The sequence below is a fragment of the Desulfosporosinus sp. Tol-M2 genome (genome assembly GCF_059735615.1).
Map to the genome: position 1 here is coordinate 1 of NZ_JCAIJG010000102.1, position 17,199 is coordinate 17,199.

The 17,199-nt window shown below is 43.6% G+C and carries 9 protein-coding genes; 3 read left to right on the forward strand and 6 right to left on the reverse strand.

All coding sequences use genetic code 11. The features are described from left to right. Positions 1-162: 162 nt before the first annotated feature. On the reverse strand, positions 163-1,776 hold the full coding sequence (locus AC6I5A_RS07040; RefSeq protein WP_034613491.1) for a DDE transposase: 1,614 nt from the start codon (positions 1,774-1,776) through the stop codon (positions 163-165). A gap of 508 nt (positions 1,777-2,284) precedes the next feature. Between AC6I5A_RS07040 and AC6I5A_RS07045 the strand changes: the two genes are divergently transcribed. Further along, positions 2,285-2,530 carry a hypothetical protein gene (locus AC6I5A_RS07045; protein WP_034613494.1) on the forward strand — a complete coding sequence of 82 codons (246 nt, stop codon included), beginning with the start codon at positions 2,285-2,287 and terminating at the stop codon, positions 2,528-2,530. Between the two features lie 51 nt (positions 2,531-2,581). On the opposite strand, the gene AC6I5A_RS07050 is transcribed toward AC6I5A_RS07045, so the two are convergent. Together AC6I5A_RS07050 and dut are read right to left on the reverse strand one after the other, a co-directional pair. After that, positions 2,582-3,739 (reverse strand): endonuclease Q family protein, encoded by a 1,158-nt coding sequence (locus AC6I5A_RS07050; RefSeq protein ID WP_034613496.1) that lies wholly within the window; start codon positions 3,737-3,739, stop codon positions 2,582-2,584. A 27-nt stretch (positions 3,740-3,766) separates the two neighbouring features. Next, positions 3,767-4,207: a dUTP diphosphatase gene (gene dut / locus AC6I5A_RS07055; RefSeq protein WP_034613500.1), complete on the reverse strand. Its 441-nt coding sequence runs from the start codon at positions 4,205-4,207 to the stop codon at positions 3,767-3,769. Positions 4,208-4,575: 368 nt separating this feature from the next. Here dut and AC6I5A_RS07060 point away from each other — a divergent pair, with 368 nt between their 5' ends. Both AC6I5A_RS07060 and AC6I5A_RS07065 read left to right on the forward strand, forming a co-directional pair. Next, a complete protein-coding gene (locus tag AC6I5A_RS07060; protein WP_034613502.1) occupies positions 4,576-5,445 on the forward strand; it encodes a 4Fe-4S dicluster domain-containing protein in 870 nt (289 codons plus the stop codon). A 227-nt stretch (positions 5,446-5,672) separates the two neighbouring features. Next, positions 5,673-6,110, forward strand: a complete 438-nt coding sequence (locus tag AC6I5A_RS07065; protein ID WP_034613505.1) for a universal stress protein — start codon at positions 5,673-5,675, stop codon at positions 6,108-6,110. A 124-nt stretch (positions 6,111-6,234) separates the two neighbouring features. Here the strand turns inward: AC6I5A_RS07065 and AC6I5A_RS07070 are convergent, their stop codons facing one another. The 3 genes from AC6I5A_RS07070 to AC6I5A_RS07080 form a co-directional block, all read right to left on the reverse strand. Then, positions 6,235-7,599, reverse strand: coding sequence for a permease prefix domain 1-containing protein (locus tag AC6I5A_RS07070; protein ID WP_497900569.1), 1,365 nt, complete (start codon positions 7,597-7,599; stop codon positions 6,235-6,237). Positions 7,600-7,607: 8 nt separating this feature from the next. After that, entirely contained in the window at positions 7,608-7,946 is a 339-nt protein-coding gene (locus AC6I5A_RS07075) for a PadR family transcriptional regulator (protein WP_034613510.1), read from the reverse strand. Between the two features lie 544 nt (positions 7,947-8,490). Then, complete coding sequence (locus AC6I5A_RS07080) at positions 8,491-17,121, reverse strand: GH36-type glycosyl hydrolase domain-containing protein (protein ID WP_034613514.1); 8,631 nt, start codon at positions 17,119-17,121, stop codon at positions 8,491-8,493. Between the last annotated feature and the right edge of the window lie 78 nt (positions 17,122-17,199).

Sequence of the window (17,199 nt, forward strand, 5' to 3'; positions counted from 1 at the left end):
TATTTGATTCTGGTGCAAAAATCGTAATATAGCAACGCTATTTAGTTCCCTAATCACGACAGTAGCCATTTATTGGTAAGTAACGGTGTATTTGTCCTCAAAATGGGCTATTCTCACCTTGCAATGGCCCGTATTCTCAGCCCTAGGTTCGATTTTCATGTTTTAGGGCAGAGCAACCCCTCTGTAGGGTTCATTCAGCTTTTTAGCGGTTTGCAATAAATACGTGCACAACCTCCTGAAGTTTTGAGCAGTCACCTTTAGTCCGACTTCAACTTGAGACTTGGCTAATCCGCGAACCCTGAGTTTGCTCATTCCATGCCTTCGCTTTAGGGCTGAATTGGTACCCTCAATACCAGCCCTCATACTACAATTGCTTTTATAGTTTTCAGCTATCATTTTGCGCTGCTTGGATGCAGTAAGTACCTTCTGGCTGAAACGGACAACATAGCTCTTCTTTTGTTTTTTGACAGGGCACTGATCTAACAGCTCGCAGTTATCACAGGCTTCTAATCCAAAGTGGGCCACAATCTGACCATCCTTTTCTGCGCTGCGTATGGGGTTGATCCCATTGGGACAACTTTCGATGAATTTCTCATCATCAAGTTTAAATTCACAGGCTCCTATTTTATCTTTTGGTGTTTTTCCAGTCATATCARTGAAGTTGATCTTAACGCCATGCTCTTCATCGCTGCCTGCAGCTTCTTGAGAATAATAACCTCCGTCGACATAAAGCTCTTCACAGTCGGTGTTGTTTTTGAGTTCCGGAAGCCTTTTCTTAATAAGTTCGACGTCACTGGTGATGTTGGCGGCCACTTTGTAGTCGGTGATGAGCTGGAATGGATTTTCTTTTGAGCAGGTTTCCGAAAGGTTAGCTACGTACCCGCTTTGACTTTTCCCAGCTTTATTACGAAATGTTGCATCTTCATCATAGGCTGATTGCAAAGATGATGCTGAAATATTCTTCTTATCCTTTGCTGTCAGTCGGTCAGTTTCTTGGTCATATTCTGCTTGTTCGGAAAGAAATCGGTTGATAATTCTAAACGCGTCAATTTCTTTCTCTTGGTTTAGGCCTTTTAAGGTTTCACTGGCCTCGCGGCTTAGATTTAAGATGTTTTCGAATTTACTCTCTGTTTCATTTATTTTGACACGGTATAGAGTATTGGTTTTAAATTCAGACGTCAGAACTTCTTTTAAAGACGAAGAACAAAGTTCTTCTGGTATAGCCTTCACAGCATTTACAAGTACGTCATAGGCCAATGCCAAGCGCCCGCTCTTTTTAATGTTCGACATGAACATCGTTGAATCCATTCGCTGCAACTTGTCAGATATTCCGGCTACTGCAGCAAATTCATCTAATAATTTGAGAAACTGACCGAATATTAGATCGTCTTCTCCTAAGTGCTCTCGAGTGTATTTGTAAATTCGGCTTCTGAATTCATAGAGAGTTCTTTCCGCCAGGTTTGTTTCTCCGAGAGTTCTGATACCAACAGCGTAGTTTAGCAGGTAATTAAAATTGAAGTTTTCTACTAGCTCATCATCAGTGTAGTTTTGAAAATGCTTAATGTACTCGAGGGAGAGCAATATGTTGACGGGAAAATTCGGGCGACCGGTATCGCTGTACATCACAGCAAAAGGCTTTTCGTCTATTTTGCTGAAAATATGATCATAGAAAATGGGCGCCCATGATTTTTCCAACTTCTTCTTAACGCCTTCACTCATCAAGCCAGTCGAATTGAACAACGATGTCTGATTATGAACGATATTTTCCTTAAACAAGGTGCATACCCCCATCTAACGCAATTACAGCAACAATAATCTGAATATCTTCCTTATACTTCATATTATACCATATTTAGCGTCTGAAGGGGGGTATTCGGTTTTAGGCACTAATTATTAGGGGTTTTTGCACTAGAATCATATTTGCATATACTGTATTGAAGAATTCAGGCTATCTTAATTTGGCTGATCATAAAAGACCCCAGTTCGCTCGACCGGCGATACCATTGAATAATCGTCAGAACGTTAGCTCATCTTACTGCGGATTTTTCGCTATGATCGAGGAGTTATTTTTCAATTTTAATTATTAAATAAAAATAACCTAAACCCATATATTCCGTATGACTACTATCCCCCATAACATTTTATGCCAAATAAGTCCGTATATTTGCATCGGGATTGTCATAAATTTCATGGTTCACCTCGTTGTAGAATAAACTATCTCACTTAGGTTAATGCAAAATAGAAAACGCCGACAGTATCGGTCTAGCCGAAAAGGAGAGATTTTATGATATTAAATAATAATCGTGGAATCTTATTCCAACAACTACTCGAAGGGGTAGAGGAGCTCATTAGCGCAAATGGAATTGACATTAATGTTGATATTGAATCATTTGCCGCAGGGTTTCAAGGAGTAGTATCTTATACACTGGCCTTCATTAAATCCATGGAAGAAAATAATTTGAAACCGGAAGAGATAATTACTAAAATTAAAACCACGTTCGATGACGGTTCGTACTCAGTAATAAATTGATTTTAGCAACTGCCTCAGTTCCTCTTTACCAAGCCGCCGGTACACCCTTCCTCATGTCAATAAGTCCACAACTCTACCAAATACACCCCCTCCGCCAGCTTCCACATTTAATTCACCGCGACGGTCTTTGATAATCCAAACTGCCACCTTTTCTCCGGCAACACGCTGCAGCGCTTCTGCGGGAACGTGATGAAGTACGGCCATTTCCGTCCCGAATTCCTTCAATAATCTTTCATACATTTTAGGCCCAATACCGGGAAGTTGTCGGAGTGGAACCTGATGGACATACGTTGAATCGTTGTATATGCCCATCGGACGGTCCGCAATACTCACCAGACGATCCAAGACACCCATCACAACATGCTTACTCCCACAATCCAGGCACGTCAGTTGTGGCGCGGCGGCCTTTATGATTTGCTCACAACTTAGGCAATACGAACGATGATACTTTCCTATCTTTGGGGGCAAACCATAATTTCGAACAGCTTGTTTATTTTTATGTTCAATTAAATTCAACAGCCCTCCGAAAGAGGGGTCTACTTGTTCAAAGGTATTATACTCCCGGGCAATATTAGACAAAGAGTGGGCATCTGAATTGCTGAACATCACACAAGTCTCCAGTTCTCCGATACTCTCTGCCATACCTCGATCAGCACTGAGCCCAATTTCTATGGCTTTAGGCGCTACCGCTAATACGTCACTTAAACGACTGCAGCAATTCCCATAAATTCCCTTATGGGGGGTAAAAACATGCGCCGGAAACCAGATCCCCTCGGCTTTCCTTACCGCCTCAAGCCATAAGTCGAAAGGAAGAAACCCTTTCTGGGTACTCAGCTGCCAATTTCTAATTGTTGGTTTTAAGGCCTTAACGTACTTTTGAACCTGCTCTATGGATGGAAAATAAGCCAAAAAGTGGGCATTCCCCTCTCCGACCTGTAATTCTATTTCATGTCCGGGAATCAGAGTTAATCCGTGGGCAGCATACCCTCCTGCCGATAAAAGACGTAGATCACCAGTGGTGAGCAACGTCTTGAAGTCTTCTTGAACTCCGGTTGAATGCGAATCGATAACCCCGATGAGGGAAAGACCTTTCACATTCCTGGCAACTTTGAGGATATTAGGTAATGTTAATGTTTTTGCTCCGGTTATTTTAACGTATTTTCCATCTAAACTCTGCCCTATATGTACATGCAAATCTGCGAAAAGCATTTGAGTCCTCCCTGAACGAAGTTTTCTTTATCCTGTCGAGCCGAAACCACCGTCTGATCTATCTGATTCGGTTAAATCAGTAGCTTCTACTACCGAAACTTTTAATAATGGTTTGACCACCATTTGCGCTATTTTCATCTGTCTCTCAACTACAAACTCATTTTTGCCGTGATTTATGAGAATAATACGGATTTCACCCCTGTAACCTTGGTCAATGGTTCCAGGGGTATTTAACACAGTTATAGAATTTTTTAATGCCAAGCCGCTTCTCGGTCTAATTTGTGCTTCTGTATAAGGTGGTAATTCAACTTTAATTCCCGTTCGTATCAAAGCCGAATCACCTGGCATGATAACCTTTTCCTCTATAGAAAATAGGTCCATTCCAGCGTCTTCCTCATGGGCGAATTGTGGTAATTTTGCTGAGCTGTCCAATTTAACGACTTTAATGATTACATCTTGTGTTTGCATCTGCTCAATCCTTCCTTTATCACGTGTATCACGTGGCAATAATAGCTCGACTACCTGGTTATAAAAATCTGAACAAATCGCTACATACCAGAAAAAAGTAACTTCCGTGGAGACTCGCACTCCATTCCATCAGAGGAGCATGCTCAAAAGAACAAGCTCTGTCATTGACCTACAGAATTAAACAGCCCTATGTTAGCTATGTTAGAAGCATCATTGTAATTACCCATATTATTATGATAGCATTAAGATTATGAATCGCACAGCCTGAATACTGAGATTATGAATCGTACAGCCTAAATACTGATGTAATTTAATTATAGAATTTTAACCGGATCTAACTATCTTGCCGTAATGAAAGGATGTAAGCTATGGGATCAGATGTTGAACTTAAGCTTCGGATTAAGCAATTTTGCCTGGATGCGGGTGCAGATATTATTGGCTTTGCTCCGGTTGCACGCTGGAATGAATATAACGAGGTTCCTTCCTACTTTAGACCTCAGTCTTTATGGGAACCAGCTCATTCCGTAATTGTAATCGGGGTTTCGATGCCCTTGCCGATCGTGGAAACAACTCCATCTTTCTTGCATAAGGAGACCTACGTTGCCGCGAACCGAACACTGGATGACCTGGCCTTTAATCTGGTTCGTTTTCTGAATCGACAAGGTCAAGCAGCTTACTTCTTTACTCGAGATGGATTTGCCAGCCTGCGCTTATTGAAGGATAGACCCCAGGCGGCTTTTAGCCATGTTATGGCTGCCAAATACGCGGGACTGGGAACAATTGGTCTCAGTAATTGTCTCCTTACCCCTGAATTCGGACCCCGGGTACGTTTCGTGTCCGTATTCACTGCTGCCATCCTGGAACCTGACCCAGTAATAGAGGAGGATTTATGCATTAATTGTGAGGCCTGTGCCAAATGTTGCCCGGTAAATGCCCTGCCTTTACGCGAAGATCAAGTTATGCAGAACTATGATATAATGGCCTGCATAGACAGGCATATCGAACTAGATACCGATAAAGTGTCCCCCTGTGGGATTTGCACCAAGGTTTGTCCCGTAGGAAAAGATCGCCTCTTATACAAACAGAAGGGCATCCTGAAAAAGTACCTGCAAGAGGATGAAGCCTTATCCCGCAATCCTGATGATCCGGCATACAAAGCATGGACCCATGTTCGCAGCTACGGGAGTTGGAACAAGGATTACCCCCGCAACAGTAAACCTCCAACAGATAATAAGTAGCTATGGGAGAGGGCGTGATTTAAACTTGACTATTCATAATCCTGAACAATTTTGTCAGCAAAAGAAGTATTGATCACTGCCCTACACTCATCAGAACCAGATCATATTGTTATAAAAATTCTAAATCTTATATTGACAAGCAGTTCCATTAAAAGATATATTAAAAGTATATATTAGGTAAAACTATATAAAAAGGTAAAACTTATCACTAGGAGGAGGATGGAAGTATGTACAAAAAAATTTTAGTCCCTCTAGATGGATCAGCTCCCTCTTTAGATGCAGCCAAGCAAGCTGTGGGAATTGCCGCAGCCTTAGGCTCGCAGGTGACATTTATACATGTTCTCCCCACTCTGGGTAGCTATATTAACCTGCCTCGTTTATATGCCTCTGAAAGCTATAACCAGCTAATTAAAGAATTCAATGCTCAAGGTGAGGCTATCTTGGCTGAGGCAATGAAGAAAATTGATTTACAGGGTATAACCGTAGATACAAAACTGGAATCAGGCGATCCAGCCATGAAGATTATTGAAGTGAGCAGAGAAGAACAGTATGACCTAATTGTGATAGGCAACCGCGGGCTTAGTGGCGCTAAGGAAGTACTGCTGGGCAGCGTAAGCAGCCGGGTTGCCGATCATGCCCCGTGCCCGGTATTAATAACCAGGTAGCAAATACCAGCATCACCAAGCTCCAGTTTATTGTTTAAGTAATCTTCCAAGCAGGCAAAGCGAATGTTTTACAGCATGCGCTTTGTCTGCTTGTTTTTCTGGTTGATGCCGCCCAAGTAGGGGATTAACTAAACCTGAAAATAATCGGAAATATGAAGGCTACAATTGCTGTCCAGCTGAAATAAACATAGAGATAATCTGTCTGCCATTTTATTAGCTTAGTGAAATCAAATTTCCTCTTGAAATATCCGATATATAACCAGGCAAGACCGGCCAGGTTGCCCAGCAAAGCTAAATTCTCCCCCAGCGCGGCCAGTTTATTGGGGGTAATGCCAAAGGCGGACAAGCGGAAAAGTATGGCCGATAAAGCAATCCCGTCGATAACCAGTGCCGTTAGGATCAGGGTTAGATTCAAGTAATCAAACAGGTTGGCCGGCTGACGAATATCTCGCGCCGAAATAACGTACAATACCAACCCCAGCACTAAAGCCAGCATTAAATCGAATCCAATTAGGAAATCTCTTTCCATAAATGGACTATTACCGGTAATAATCATAACTATTAAGAAAGCAACCATAGTTATCAGGAAGAGCGGGCTGAATATTTTGGCCAAAATGGGTGCAAAGTTCTCCACCACACTTTTTTTGGCCTCTACTAAATAAACGGTAATCATGGCTGCCGCACAACCTCCATAAATCAGTAAATATTCTGAAAGAAAATTTTCGACGTCAATTTGGATGGCTTCGAAAATAACTGCAGTAAATGCGCATAACACCATTACACCTGCCATGACTAATACACCATAGATAAAGGCTTCACCTGTGAAGCGTATAAAATTCATTCTGCCCTGACTGCCTCGCCACTCCCTGCCTATATAAGCTGCTCCGACGACCAACCACAAAAACAAAGGAAGATGAAAGATGGTAAGATATTCTGTATGATGGGGATCAAATGATGGGTACGCGTTGATAATCAGCGCCGCCAGGATAAAAATCCCCAGTATCGTAGACCATGTTTTTAACTCCGCTTTCCTCTTGATCAAGAAAAATGCCGCTATAAAAGGTAAAATAAAGAAACTCAAGTTTTTAATGAAGAATATTTTAAGTTCACCGTCTTGATCGAGTAATCCGAAACCAAAAAGTTCAGGAATTTTGAATAGTGTTCCTGCAAGTAGTGCAAATATGACCACCAGGGCAATATCGCGCCGATTTTGCTGCTTAGCCGGTGAATCTATCGGCTCTACTAATAGATGTTTCCACAGATTCTCGGTATTTACTTTRGCAAACTCATGTGAGATCGCCTCCACATTTCCTAAACGTTTGACACTAATTAATAATGATTCATCCGGCGTGAGTCCGGCTGCAATTAAGTCCTCGATTTCATCCCGCAAATGATTTTCCAATTCATAAATATCGCTATCGCTCAAATTACCATAGGCTCTTAAATGATCGCTCCACGAATGAATCTGTGTCTCCAAATCAAACATCATAATCCTCCTTACGAATTATTTTCTTCATTCCAGGTCCTGGCAAGAACATTATGAACTATTTCCCACTGCTTTTTTTGCTGTTCCAGCTCGGTTAACCCAATCTCTTTAATCCGGTAATATTTACGCTGCCGTCCTGCTTCCGATTTATTCCAGTAAGATTCAATTAACTGCTGTTCTTCCAGACGATGTAATACTGGATACAGCATACCTTCCGTCCAAATGAGTTGATTTTCAGACATTTCTTTCACGCGCTTGATAATCGCATAGCCATAACTGTCGCAATCCTTAAGAATCGCCAGAATAAGAGGGGTCGCAGAGGCGGCTATTAAGTCTTTAGATACATTCATTCTATCCCCCCACCATACCTAATACTTCTATGTATATTTCCTATTATACCTAGATATTCTATGTATGTCAATTATTCACCTCATCTCCCCTCCCGCAAAAAAATAGAGCCTTATGATCGGCTCAAAGTGAATAAGAACTATATCCCGCCTATTTTTTGGATTCTTTCAAAACTAGTTTCACCCAACTCCTTTTATTACATTTAGGACATTTAATATATCTTATTCCCATTAATTGAAGAGAAAAAATTGATCCCCAAGCTCTCGGATTAAATATTCTATCGCATTTTCCACACTGGTAATCAAAATACCGCCTTTTCAAAAATTGTATTGCATAGGCAAAAACAAGTACTATAAAAGTTAAAGTAATAAGCTTCGGAACATATTCCTGCATAAAACCATCCTCTTTCTAAAGCTCTCATGAGAAAACTCACTGCATCTTAATATTGTTACTTACATTATACAGTCCTATCCATATCTTAACAACGAAAGGAGCCTCAACTGAGGCCCCTAATTCTATAACAGTTGCTGAGAGACGCATGACTACCTACATCATTAAACGAACCGTATGCAGCTGACCGTCATCCTTTAACAAAATTTCAGGTTCCGGCAATACTTCGTCATCCAAGGTGAGCTTTTCACATCCGGTCATTCTGCTCCTTGGATTCTCAACAATAATCTCATATTTTGTCGTTTGATACTGATATGTTAAGCGATAGCCCGGCCAGCGGCTGGGAATGCAAGGCTTCAAGACCAATTTATCTCCTTGACGTTTAAAGCCTAAGATTCCCTCTAACCCAGCCTGATACAGCCACCCGGCCGCTCCGGTGTACCACGTCCATCCGCCCCGGCCTATATGGGGATGCGAGGCATAAACATCAGCCGCAACAACATAAGGCTCAGCTTTGTAGCGATTCACCTCATGTTCCGTACGAGCATGATTAATGGGGCTTAACATCTGAAAGAGTTCCGCAGCCTTATCCCCTTCACCCAAACTTGTATATGCCAAAATTGCCCATGATGCTGCGTGCGTATACTGTCCGGCATTTTCCCGGACACCGGGAACATAACCTTTAATATAGCCAGGATCGGGCAGGAACTTGTCAAAGGGTGGAGTAAGCAATAAAAGAACCCCGTCTTCTTTGCGCCATAAATAGTGTTCTAAGGCTAACATAGCATCCTGGGCCCGAGTTGGCTTGGCTGCCCCAGAAATTACTGCCCAGGACTGGGCGAGAGCATCAATTTGACATTCCCTGTTTTGCGAAGATCCTAAGGGCGTACCATCATCAAAATAGGCACGCCGGTACCAACCGCCATCCCAGCCATGAAGCTCCATATTTTGTTGAAGTTCCTCCGCTATCCGGCGATAGCGCGCTCCCCTCTCCAAATCCTGGCGGCCATCACATATGCTYGCAAAACGAGTTAGCGTTWGATACAAAAACCACCCGAGCCAGACACTYTCTCCTTTTCCCCTRATGCCAATRCGACTAAAGCCATCRTTCCAGTCTCCGGAGCCRATYAGKGGYAARCCGTGWTCGCCAAAACTTAAMCCMCGCTCGATGGCTCGAATACARTGTTCRTACACMGTTCCCTGCTCCTCRGMAATCCTYGGAATCGAATAKCRTTCATCTTCATCTTCTTTCAAAGGTTGAGCCTCAAGAAAGACGTTCGTTTCATCCAATAGGGATGCGTCCCCCGTTCGTTCCAGATAATGGGCAGTTACGAAAGGCAGCCATAACAAATCGTCTGAGAATTTTGTGCGGATCCCTTTTCCCGTTTCAGCGTGCCACCAATGCTGCACATCCCCTTCGACAAACTGATGACCACAATGGAGAATGATTTGTTTGCGAGTGACCTCGGGGGTCGTGTAGACGAGGGCCATCACATCTTGCAGTTGATCCCTAAAACCATATGCTCCCCCTGACTGATAAAACCCCGATCGGGCCCAGACGCGGCAGACTACTGTCTGATAGAGTAACCAGCGATTGAGAAGCAAATTCATCGATGAGTCTGGTGTGTATACTTGAACGTTGCCCAGTAACTCATCCCAATATCTCTTGACTTCCTCAAACGCCGCAATAATTTTTTCAGGCTGTTCATAAGCGGATATTAGTCTCTCCGCCTCTTGACGGTTTTCTGTTTCACCAAGTAAGAAAGTGATGGTCTTGGTCTCACCGGGAGATACGGAAAATATGAGTTGCAGCGCAGCACAAGGATCAAGCCCGGCGCCAACTGTTTTGGAGAATTGATCCAGCTTTAACCCCCTGGGATCTTCCAATGTCCTGTTACGCCCGATAAATTCAGCACGATCCCCGGTATAACTTGACACGGGAGCTCCATAAGCGGTTATAAATCCTAGCCTTCCTGCGAATTCTTCTTGATACGTGTTTCGAGTATAAAAAATACCCCGTTCTCGATCATAGTCTGTCACCAGATAGGGAGCAGTTGACTGACGATCCACCCCCAGCACCCATTCCGCATAGTAGACCGCACTTAAGCGTGAATCATGATTTGTATTGTTCGTAATCTTTAGTTCAATGACCTTTACTGACTCGTCCAGCGGGACAAAGAAACGTAAAGATTGCTTCAGACCATGACTGCTATGCTCGAAAATTGAATACCCTTGACCATGGCGGATGGTATATGAACCCTTTTCACGTTTAGGGCTGGCTGTAACTGACCAGGATTCACCGCTTTGTTCATCACACAGGTACAGGGCTTCCCCGGCAGGATCCAGAATTGGATCATTTGACCAAGGAGTTAGCTTATACTCCCGACTATTGAGAGACCAGGTATATCCGGCGCCCACTTCTGATACCTGAAAACCAAACCTGGGATTGGCAATGACATTAATCCAGGGCAAAGGCGTGTTCATACCTTCCAGCAGGTCAATGATATACTCTTTGCCATCTTCGCTGAATCCACCGTATCCATTCGCAAACTGCAGATGAGTAATCGTTCGCTCCAGAGCTTCTTTACGAAGTGCGATCCTCGATGCAGGCTGCTCGCTWTTCGGGCTGCCGGTTCGTACCTCGCGCCTCATACTTCGCACTTCGTCTAACGCCTTTTCCGGGGTGTCTGCCTCGCAATGCTCAACATATCCAGTCTTCAACTTCTTTTTTTTGCGTACTTGAATAGAACACGATCCCCCATCTCCATTAAAAATTATTCGGGCCACGGTACAGAGGAGATGGATATCTTCCTGAAGAACATGACCTTTTTGCAAGAGAAAGACTCCGCCTGACTGATTTAAGAGATCCCGGGCATGCCCCATGGAAATCAAATCCCGTAGGTTATCCTGGAAGGTCTGAAAATAACCGCTCTCATCTTCATTAAGAATGACCAGATCAGCAAACAAGCCTTTGAGTCTCCAGTATTCATGGATTATTAAAAGTCTGCGTACTAAATCCAAACTTTCGGCATTATTTACTCGTACAAGAACGATGGGCAGGTCTCCGGAAATAGCATAAGGCCATAATGAAGACTGTCCTTTTCGATTATCCTTAATGCATTCCGACACCTCACTCCGGCTGGGACTCAGATATAGCAAATGACCACCGAGGCTTAACCCCTCGTTTGCCTGTGCTGCCGTCAAATTTAAATGACGAAGCTCCATTTTGCTATGAATCCAGGCCAGTTCAAAAGCCCTATTCACAGAAAGCGGATCTCTGTATTTTTCAGCAATACGAAGTATTTCCTCACGATTCTCCGCGTAGCCGACAGAGAAGGAGACCCGAACTGTTTGCCCAGGCGGAATCTTAACCCGTTGACGTAAACTCATCATCGGATCCAGGACCGCTCCAACGGTATTGGATAAGGGGTGATTGGCATCTATCGCTTGCGGCCTGGCCAGGCTTCTCCCCCGTCCAATGAAACGTGAACGGTCTGTTTCATATTGCAGCGAACCTACCTTTTCTCCCTCTGTCGCAACTGTGTGCATGAGCCATAACCGAGTCTGCTTATTACTGCGTGGTCTTCGGGAGGCCAATAAAGCCTCATGCTTAAATTCGGTTTGAATAAAGAGATTACCAAACGCCGGATGTGCTAAATCATCGCTAAACCTAGCCAAAACCACTTCAAAATAGCTTGTGACTTCCACTGTTCGGTAGTATTTGCTGGTATTAGTCAAGGAAATACGGCGTATTTCCGCTTGGTCTTCTGGGGATATGACGACTTCAGTACGGGTTGTTATGTTCCCATCTTTGCGAGAGAACTCTACCCTATCAGGAGCATAGGTCACCTTATAATCCTCGCCGGAATCACGACAAGGGTGGTGCGTTGCGGACCAGACGTCACCGGAATTCAGGTTTTGAATATAAAAGTACATCCCCCAGGCATCTTGGGTCACGTCTTCGCGCCAACGAGAGAGACTAATCTCCTGGAAACGGCTGAACCCTGACCCGGCATTTGTCAACATAACTGAATATTGCCCATTGGAAATACAGTGCGTGACAGGAATCGGACTCTTGGCCGTCTCCATAATAATCAACTGGTTTTTTTCCAAATCAGCGCTCTTAACTTGACGTTCTGTCACAACATGCTCCCCTTCTAATTGAGGGGTATCAGGGGTGGTTTCMGGTAAGCGTATTTGGAGAAGAAGCTCTGTGGTCTGAATCAAGGCATCGCTGTGGAAACGCTTGGGCATGATATTTTCATTTAACACATTGTCAAGTGCTAAGAAACTCATTCCTTGATGATGAGTCATAAAACTCTGGATCAGCATAAATGGGCGTCCACAAGGTATACGTTCAGGGGTAAAGTCCGCCGCTTCATAGAGGCCATACCGTCCCGCAAAACCCATTTGTTCCATTGCTAAAATATTTTCCAATGCTTCTCGCGGAGAAACCATTAAGGCCAAAAAACTCGCGTAAGGGGCAATCACAAGATCCTGAAGTAACCCYCTTTTAAGACCCAGTCCTGGAACACCAAAGGCTTTATACTGATAATTGAGCTGTGGATCAAAGGCGTAGAACCCGGACTCTGATACCCCCCAGGGTACTTTGTGTTCTTCTCCGTATTTCCTTTGCACCTCGACTACAGAACGATAAGTTTCATCGAGAAGAGTTCCCTCATAATTTCGCATGACCAGGAGCGGCATTAAAAATTCAAACATTGTGCCACTCCAGGAGACTAAACTCCGTTTTCCTTTCGCCAGGGTTAATGAACGTCCGAGCTTGAACCAATGATTATGGGGCACATCTCCTTTGGCAATGGCTATGAAACTTGCCTGACGCGCCTCTGAAGCCAACAAGTCATAATAGGACTTATCAAGCATGCATCCAGTAACACGATAGCCTATCGAAAAGAGCTGGCGTGTTTCATTAAACAGCGGGCGGAAATCTGTAGCCAAAGCCATCTTCTCAAGCTGTTGCTGTAGATCGGCGGACGTTTGCTGATAACTTTCGATCTTCAGGAGCGCTCGCTGAATCATCTCCCTCATTTCGTTCGAAAAAGCAATTTCCTCCAGTCCTTCCCGATAGCACTTGGAGAGTTCATCGAGACTTGATGTTTTAAAAATGCGCGCGTTAAAAAGCGCCTGGGCTTCCATCCGGGAGTGGCCGACGGTCCATGGGTAAATATCTTGTGTCTCCTGACGAAACATAAGAATCATCATTTCCAGACGACTTGCCCAATAAACCCCCTCTTGGGTCAATTTGTGTTCGCGGGAAAGTKTCGGCCAAAGGGACAATAGATTCGTCCAGTTCTCAAAATTCCAGGCCTCATCTGAAGCCAGCGCTTGATCCAGCGCTTGCCCAAAATGTTCAAGCTCCTCAAATGTATCCTTACCAACTGCCTCAATTAGTAAGTCAAACGTATCCTTAAGCCCACGTGCAAACTCCTGATCCAGCAGAGGTTTATTTAAGGTCTCATAAAGACCGGATTTTAACGTCAACAAATAAAGAACAAAATTTCCACTGTCCACAGTTGATACATAGCGGGGCGCTAAGGGCACAAGGTTCTTGGTATCGTACCAATTGTAAAGATGCCCCTTCCAATGTTCGAGCCCCTCTAAAATTTGGAGCGTATGCTTAATTCGTTCATGCATCTTTGCTAACGTAATGTACCCAAAATCGCGAGCCGCCAAATTTGCCAGTAAAGCGAGTCCTATATTTGTAGGGGAAGTTCGATGGGCTATCCCGCTAGGGGGATCAATTTGGACATTATCCGGAGGAAGCCAGTGATCCTCGCTACCGACAAACTCTTCAAAAAAGGCCCAGATTTTTCTTGCCCAACGTCGCACGGCCTGCTGTTCTGAAAATGAGAGTACGGCCTTCTTAGGTTGGATGGGCAAACTTACTTTATAGGCAGCCCAAGGCGACACTAACCAGACGATTGCCAAGGGAAAAAATCGCCCAAACTTCGTTGGTAACGAGTAACGAGTTGTTAATAACGCCACCAAGGCAAATAAAATAACTGACCACATCTTAATCGCCATTGTCTTGTAACTGACATCTAAGCGTTTCTCCGTATCTGCGGCAGTTTCCCATTCTAACAAGTAGCGGTGTGATAGAAACTGTCGATAAAGACTTCGGATAATAGCATCAAGCATGACAAAGGCTTGATACGGAAGAAACAGAAACTGAAGTGAGAACTGGATAAACATGGTCAACATATCTTCACCCAAGTTATCCTGCTCTGCTCCTTTACTAAAGAGTCTGCAGCTCATATTTAAAACCATAGGCCAGATTATACTTAGAGAAATTAACCCCACCCATATCCAGGGCTCWCCRGAAAGGACCGTGAAAGCTAAGATGAGTAACAATAAGAGAGCAGGTGCTTCTAAACTCCTCCTCAAGTTATCAAAAATCTTCCAGCGCGAAACAAACGGGATAGATTTRAAYARCCAAGGTAGAAGCTGCCAATCTCCCCTGACCCAGCGATGCTGCCGACGCATATATGCAAGATAATTAGCTGGATACCCATCGATCAGTTCGATATCCGTTACAAGTCCTGCTCTGGCATACAACCCTTCGATCAAATCATGACTTAGGATAGTGTTTTCCGGAAAAGCCTTACCAGTGACCTGATGAAAGACAGCAACATCATAGATTCCCTTACCTGTAAAAATCCCTTCGCCAAATAAGTCTTGATAAACATCCGATACTGCCACTGTATAAGGATCGACCCCGACTTTACCTGAAAAGATCCGTGCAAATTTAGACGCCCTTGCGCTTGGAACTGAAACACCAATACGCGGTTGAAGTATCCCATACCCTTGTACTACCCGCTCTCCATCCTTACTTAGCTTCGGAGCATGAAGAGGGTGGGCAAGAGTTCCTATTAGTTGTTTAGCCGTCCCCTGTGGTAATATGGTATCTGCATCAAGCGTAATTACATAACGAAAAGTTGACAGGATTGATAAGTCACCAATTTGAACGTCATAACTAGTTGCTCCCTCTTGAAGTAAAAGGGAGTTAAATTCCACCAGTTTGCCACGTTTTCTCTCCCACCCCATCCAGACTCCTTCGTGAGCATTAAAGAACCGTTTGCGATGAAATAAGTAAAACCTACTTTGACCATACTTGTTATTTAGGGTTTTGATTGCCTCAGTTGCCGCCGCAATGATCTCCTCATCKCCTTTAACTTTTTCAGACGAGGCATCAGCAAAATCTCCCAGGATGGCAAAATGCAAATTAACATCTTTGTTAGCCAGATAACAAACTTCAATTTGACCAATTAACTCATTTACTCTGCCAATACTCGTTAATAACGTTGGCACAGTAACCATGGTCCGCAATTCCTGAGGAATCCCTTCCCTTAAATCCAGTTTAGGTAAGAAAGCGGTGTGAAACAGGAGCGAAGAGACCCAATTCACTAAGGGAATGATCAAACTACTCGCCCAGAACAAAAGTCCTGCAACTATAAGAACATAATTCAGGGAGAGGGGAGCAAAGTGAAGGACGTACGATAACGCCCATACACATAGACCTCCTACGCCGATAAGCAAACTTCCAAAATAATATAAACTAGGTCTATGTTGAAGCGCTTGACAAATCTTACTTCCAAGGTCAATGGACTCGCCATAGTCATGTTTCAATTCCTGTTCAAGCTCAACCCGTCCTGGCCCAAGCAAATCATAACCCACATGCGACGCTACAGACTCCCCTTGCTGATACGCCTTTTCAGCTCTTGATAGCACTTTCCGAGCAACGACCAGTTCTGAAACTTTGAAGTGTCGAGCGATCTTCTCGACCTGATGGCGGTATGCGTCTCGTGACTGAAAGTCCATTTTGCAATAAACACCACTTGGATCCTTTCTGAATTCACTTTCCACCAAACTAACTTCTTCAAAAAAACGAGGCCAATCTTCAGCTGTGACAAAGCGAATGCTCGAAATCGCATAACCCATGGAAACTTGATACATAGACTGACGCTGGCGCTCGAGTTTTGCCAATTCTTCAATTGTTGTATCTTGTTTAGCGACAACTCGATCGACCCAGTGTAACAGCGGTGCAGAGTCGACGCCTAGATCTCTCAGCCTCTTGAGGATCTGTTCTGCATACGCCGATGAGTATTCCTCTTGGGCAGTGAGTGTTTTGATTATCTCCTCCCATTCGTCCGGTCCATGCTCAACTTCCAATAAGGGCATCACCCAATGATCCGCAGCTTCTCTTTCCGCTTGAGTATAAAGGATTTGTTCAGTTAACMTCCGAATATTTTCCAGAAGGACAATTCTCAACATAATGGGAATTGCCCATATTTCCCCGCTGGATAAGGGCACTTGAACCTGATAAACGTTAATAAACGCTTTGAGCGTTTCACTTAGCAATTGACTATCCGTATGTTCGATGAGTTCAACTAATAAGCCGTAAATTCTGGGATATCCTTGAAAATCCCCACTGGCGTTACGTGGCAATTGACGTTCAAATTTATCAGGAAAGCTTTTTAGGATGTCCTCTCTTAAGTCTTTCAAACTATAAAAATTGTCTAAAAACCATTCCGTAGCCGGCACAATATCCTGGGTTCTCGCTGAATATTCCGTAATTTCGCGGTAAGCATAGGTTAAGAACTCCATATTTTGCTTAACCCTAGGTAACAAGGATCGTTTTGGATGGCTTATTTCCAAGTGCACATGTAAACGAGCAATTTCTTCGGCATGACTAAGCAAATCTTCCAGGTTCAAGACAATATCTTTATATGGTTTATCTTTCGTAATTGACTGTGTAAATACCTTCATTCTTCGTCTCCATTAATTTTAACTCTATTTTTTTTACATTCATTAATGCATTATTCCCATTCTCCTCCACTTCATTCA

What these genes read in the sequence shown, in the direction of transcription:
- AC6I5A_RS07045 (WP_034613494.1), top strand. Translation starts at nt 2,285, where the DNA reads ATGATATTAAATAATAATCGTGGAATCTTATTCCAACAACTACTCGAA.
- AC6I5A_RS07060 (WP_034613502.1), top strand. Translation starts at nt 4,576, where the DNA reads ATGGGATCAGATGTTGAACTTAAGCTTCGGATTAAGCAATTTTGCCTG.
- AC6I5A_RS07065 (WP_034613505.1), top strand. Translation starts at nt 5,673, where the DNA reads ATGTACAAAAAAATTTTAGTCCCTCTAGATGGATCAGCTCCCTCTTTA.
- dut (WP_034613500.1), bottom strand. Translation starts at nt 4,207, where the DNA reads ATGCAAACACAAGATGTAATCATTAAAGTCGTTAAATTGGACAGCTCA.
- AC6I5A_RS07075 (WP_034613510.1), bottom strand. Translation starts at nt 7,946, where the DNA reads ATGAATGTATCTAAAGACTTAATAGCCGCCTCTGCGACCCCTCTTATT.
- AC6I5A_RS07050 (WP_034613496.1), bottom strand. Translation starts at nt 3,739, where the DNA reads ATGCTTTTCGCAGATTTGCATGTACATATAGGGCAGAGTTTAGATGGA.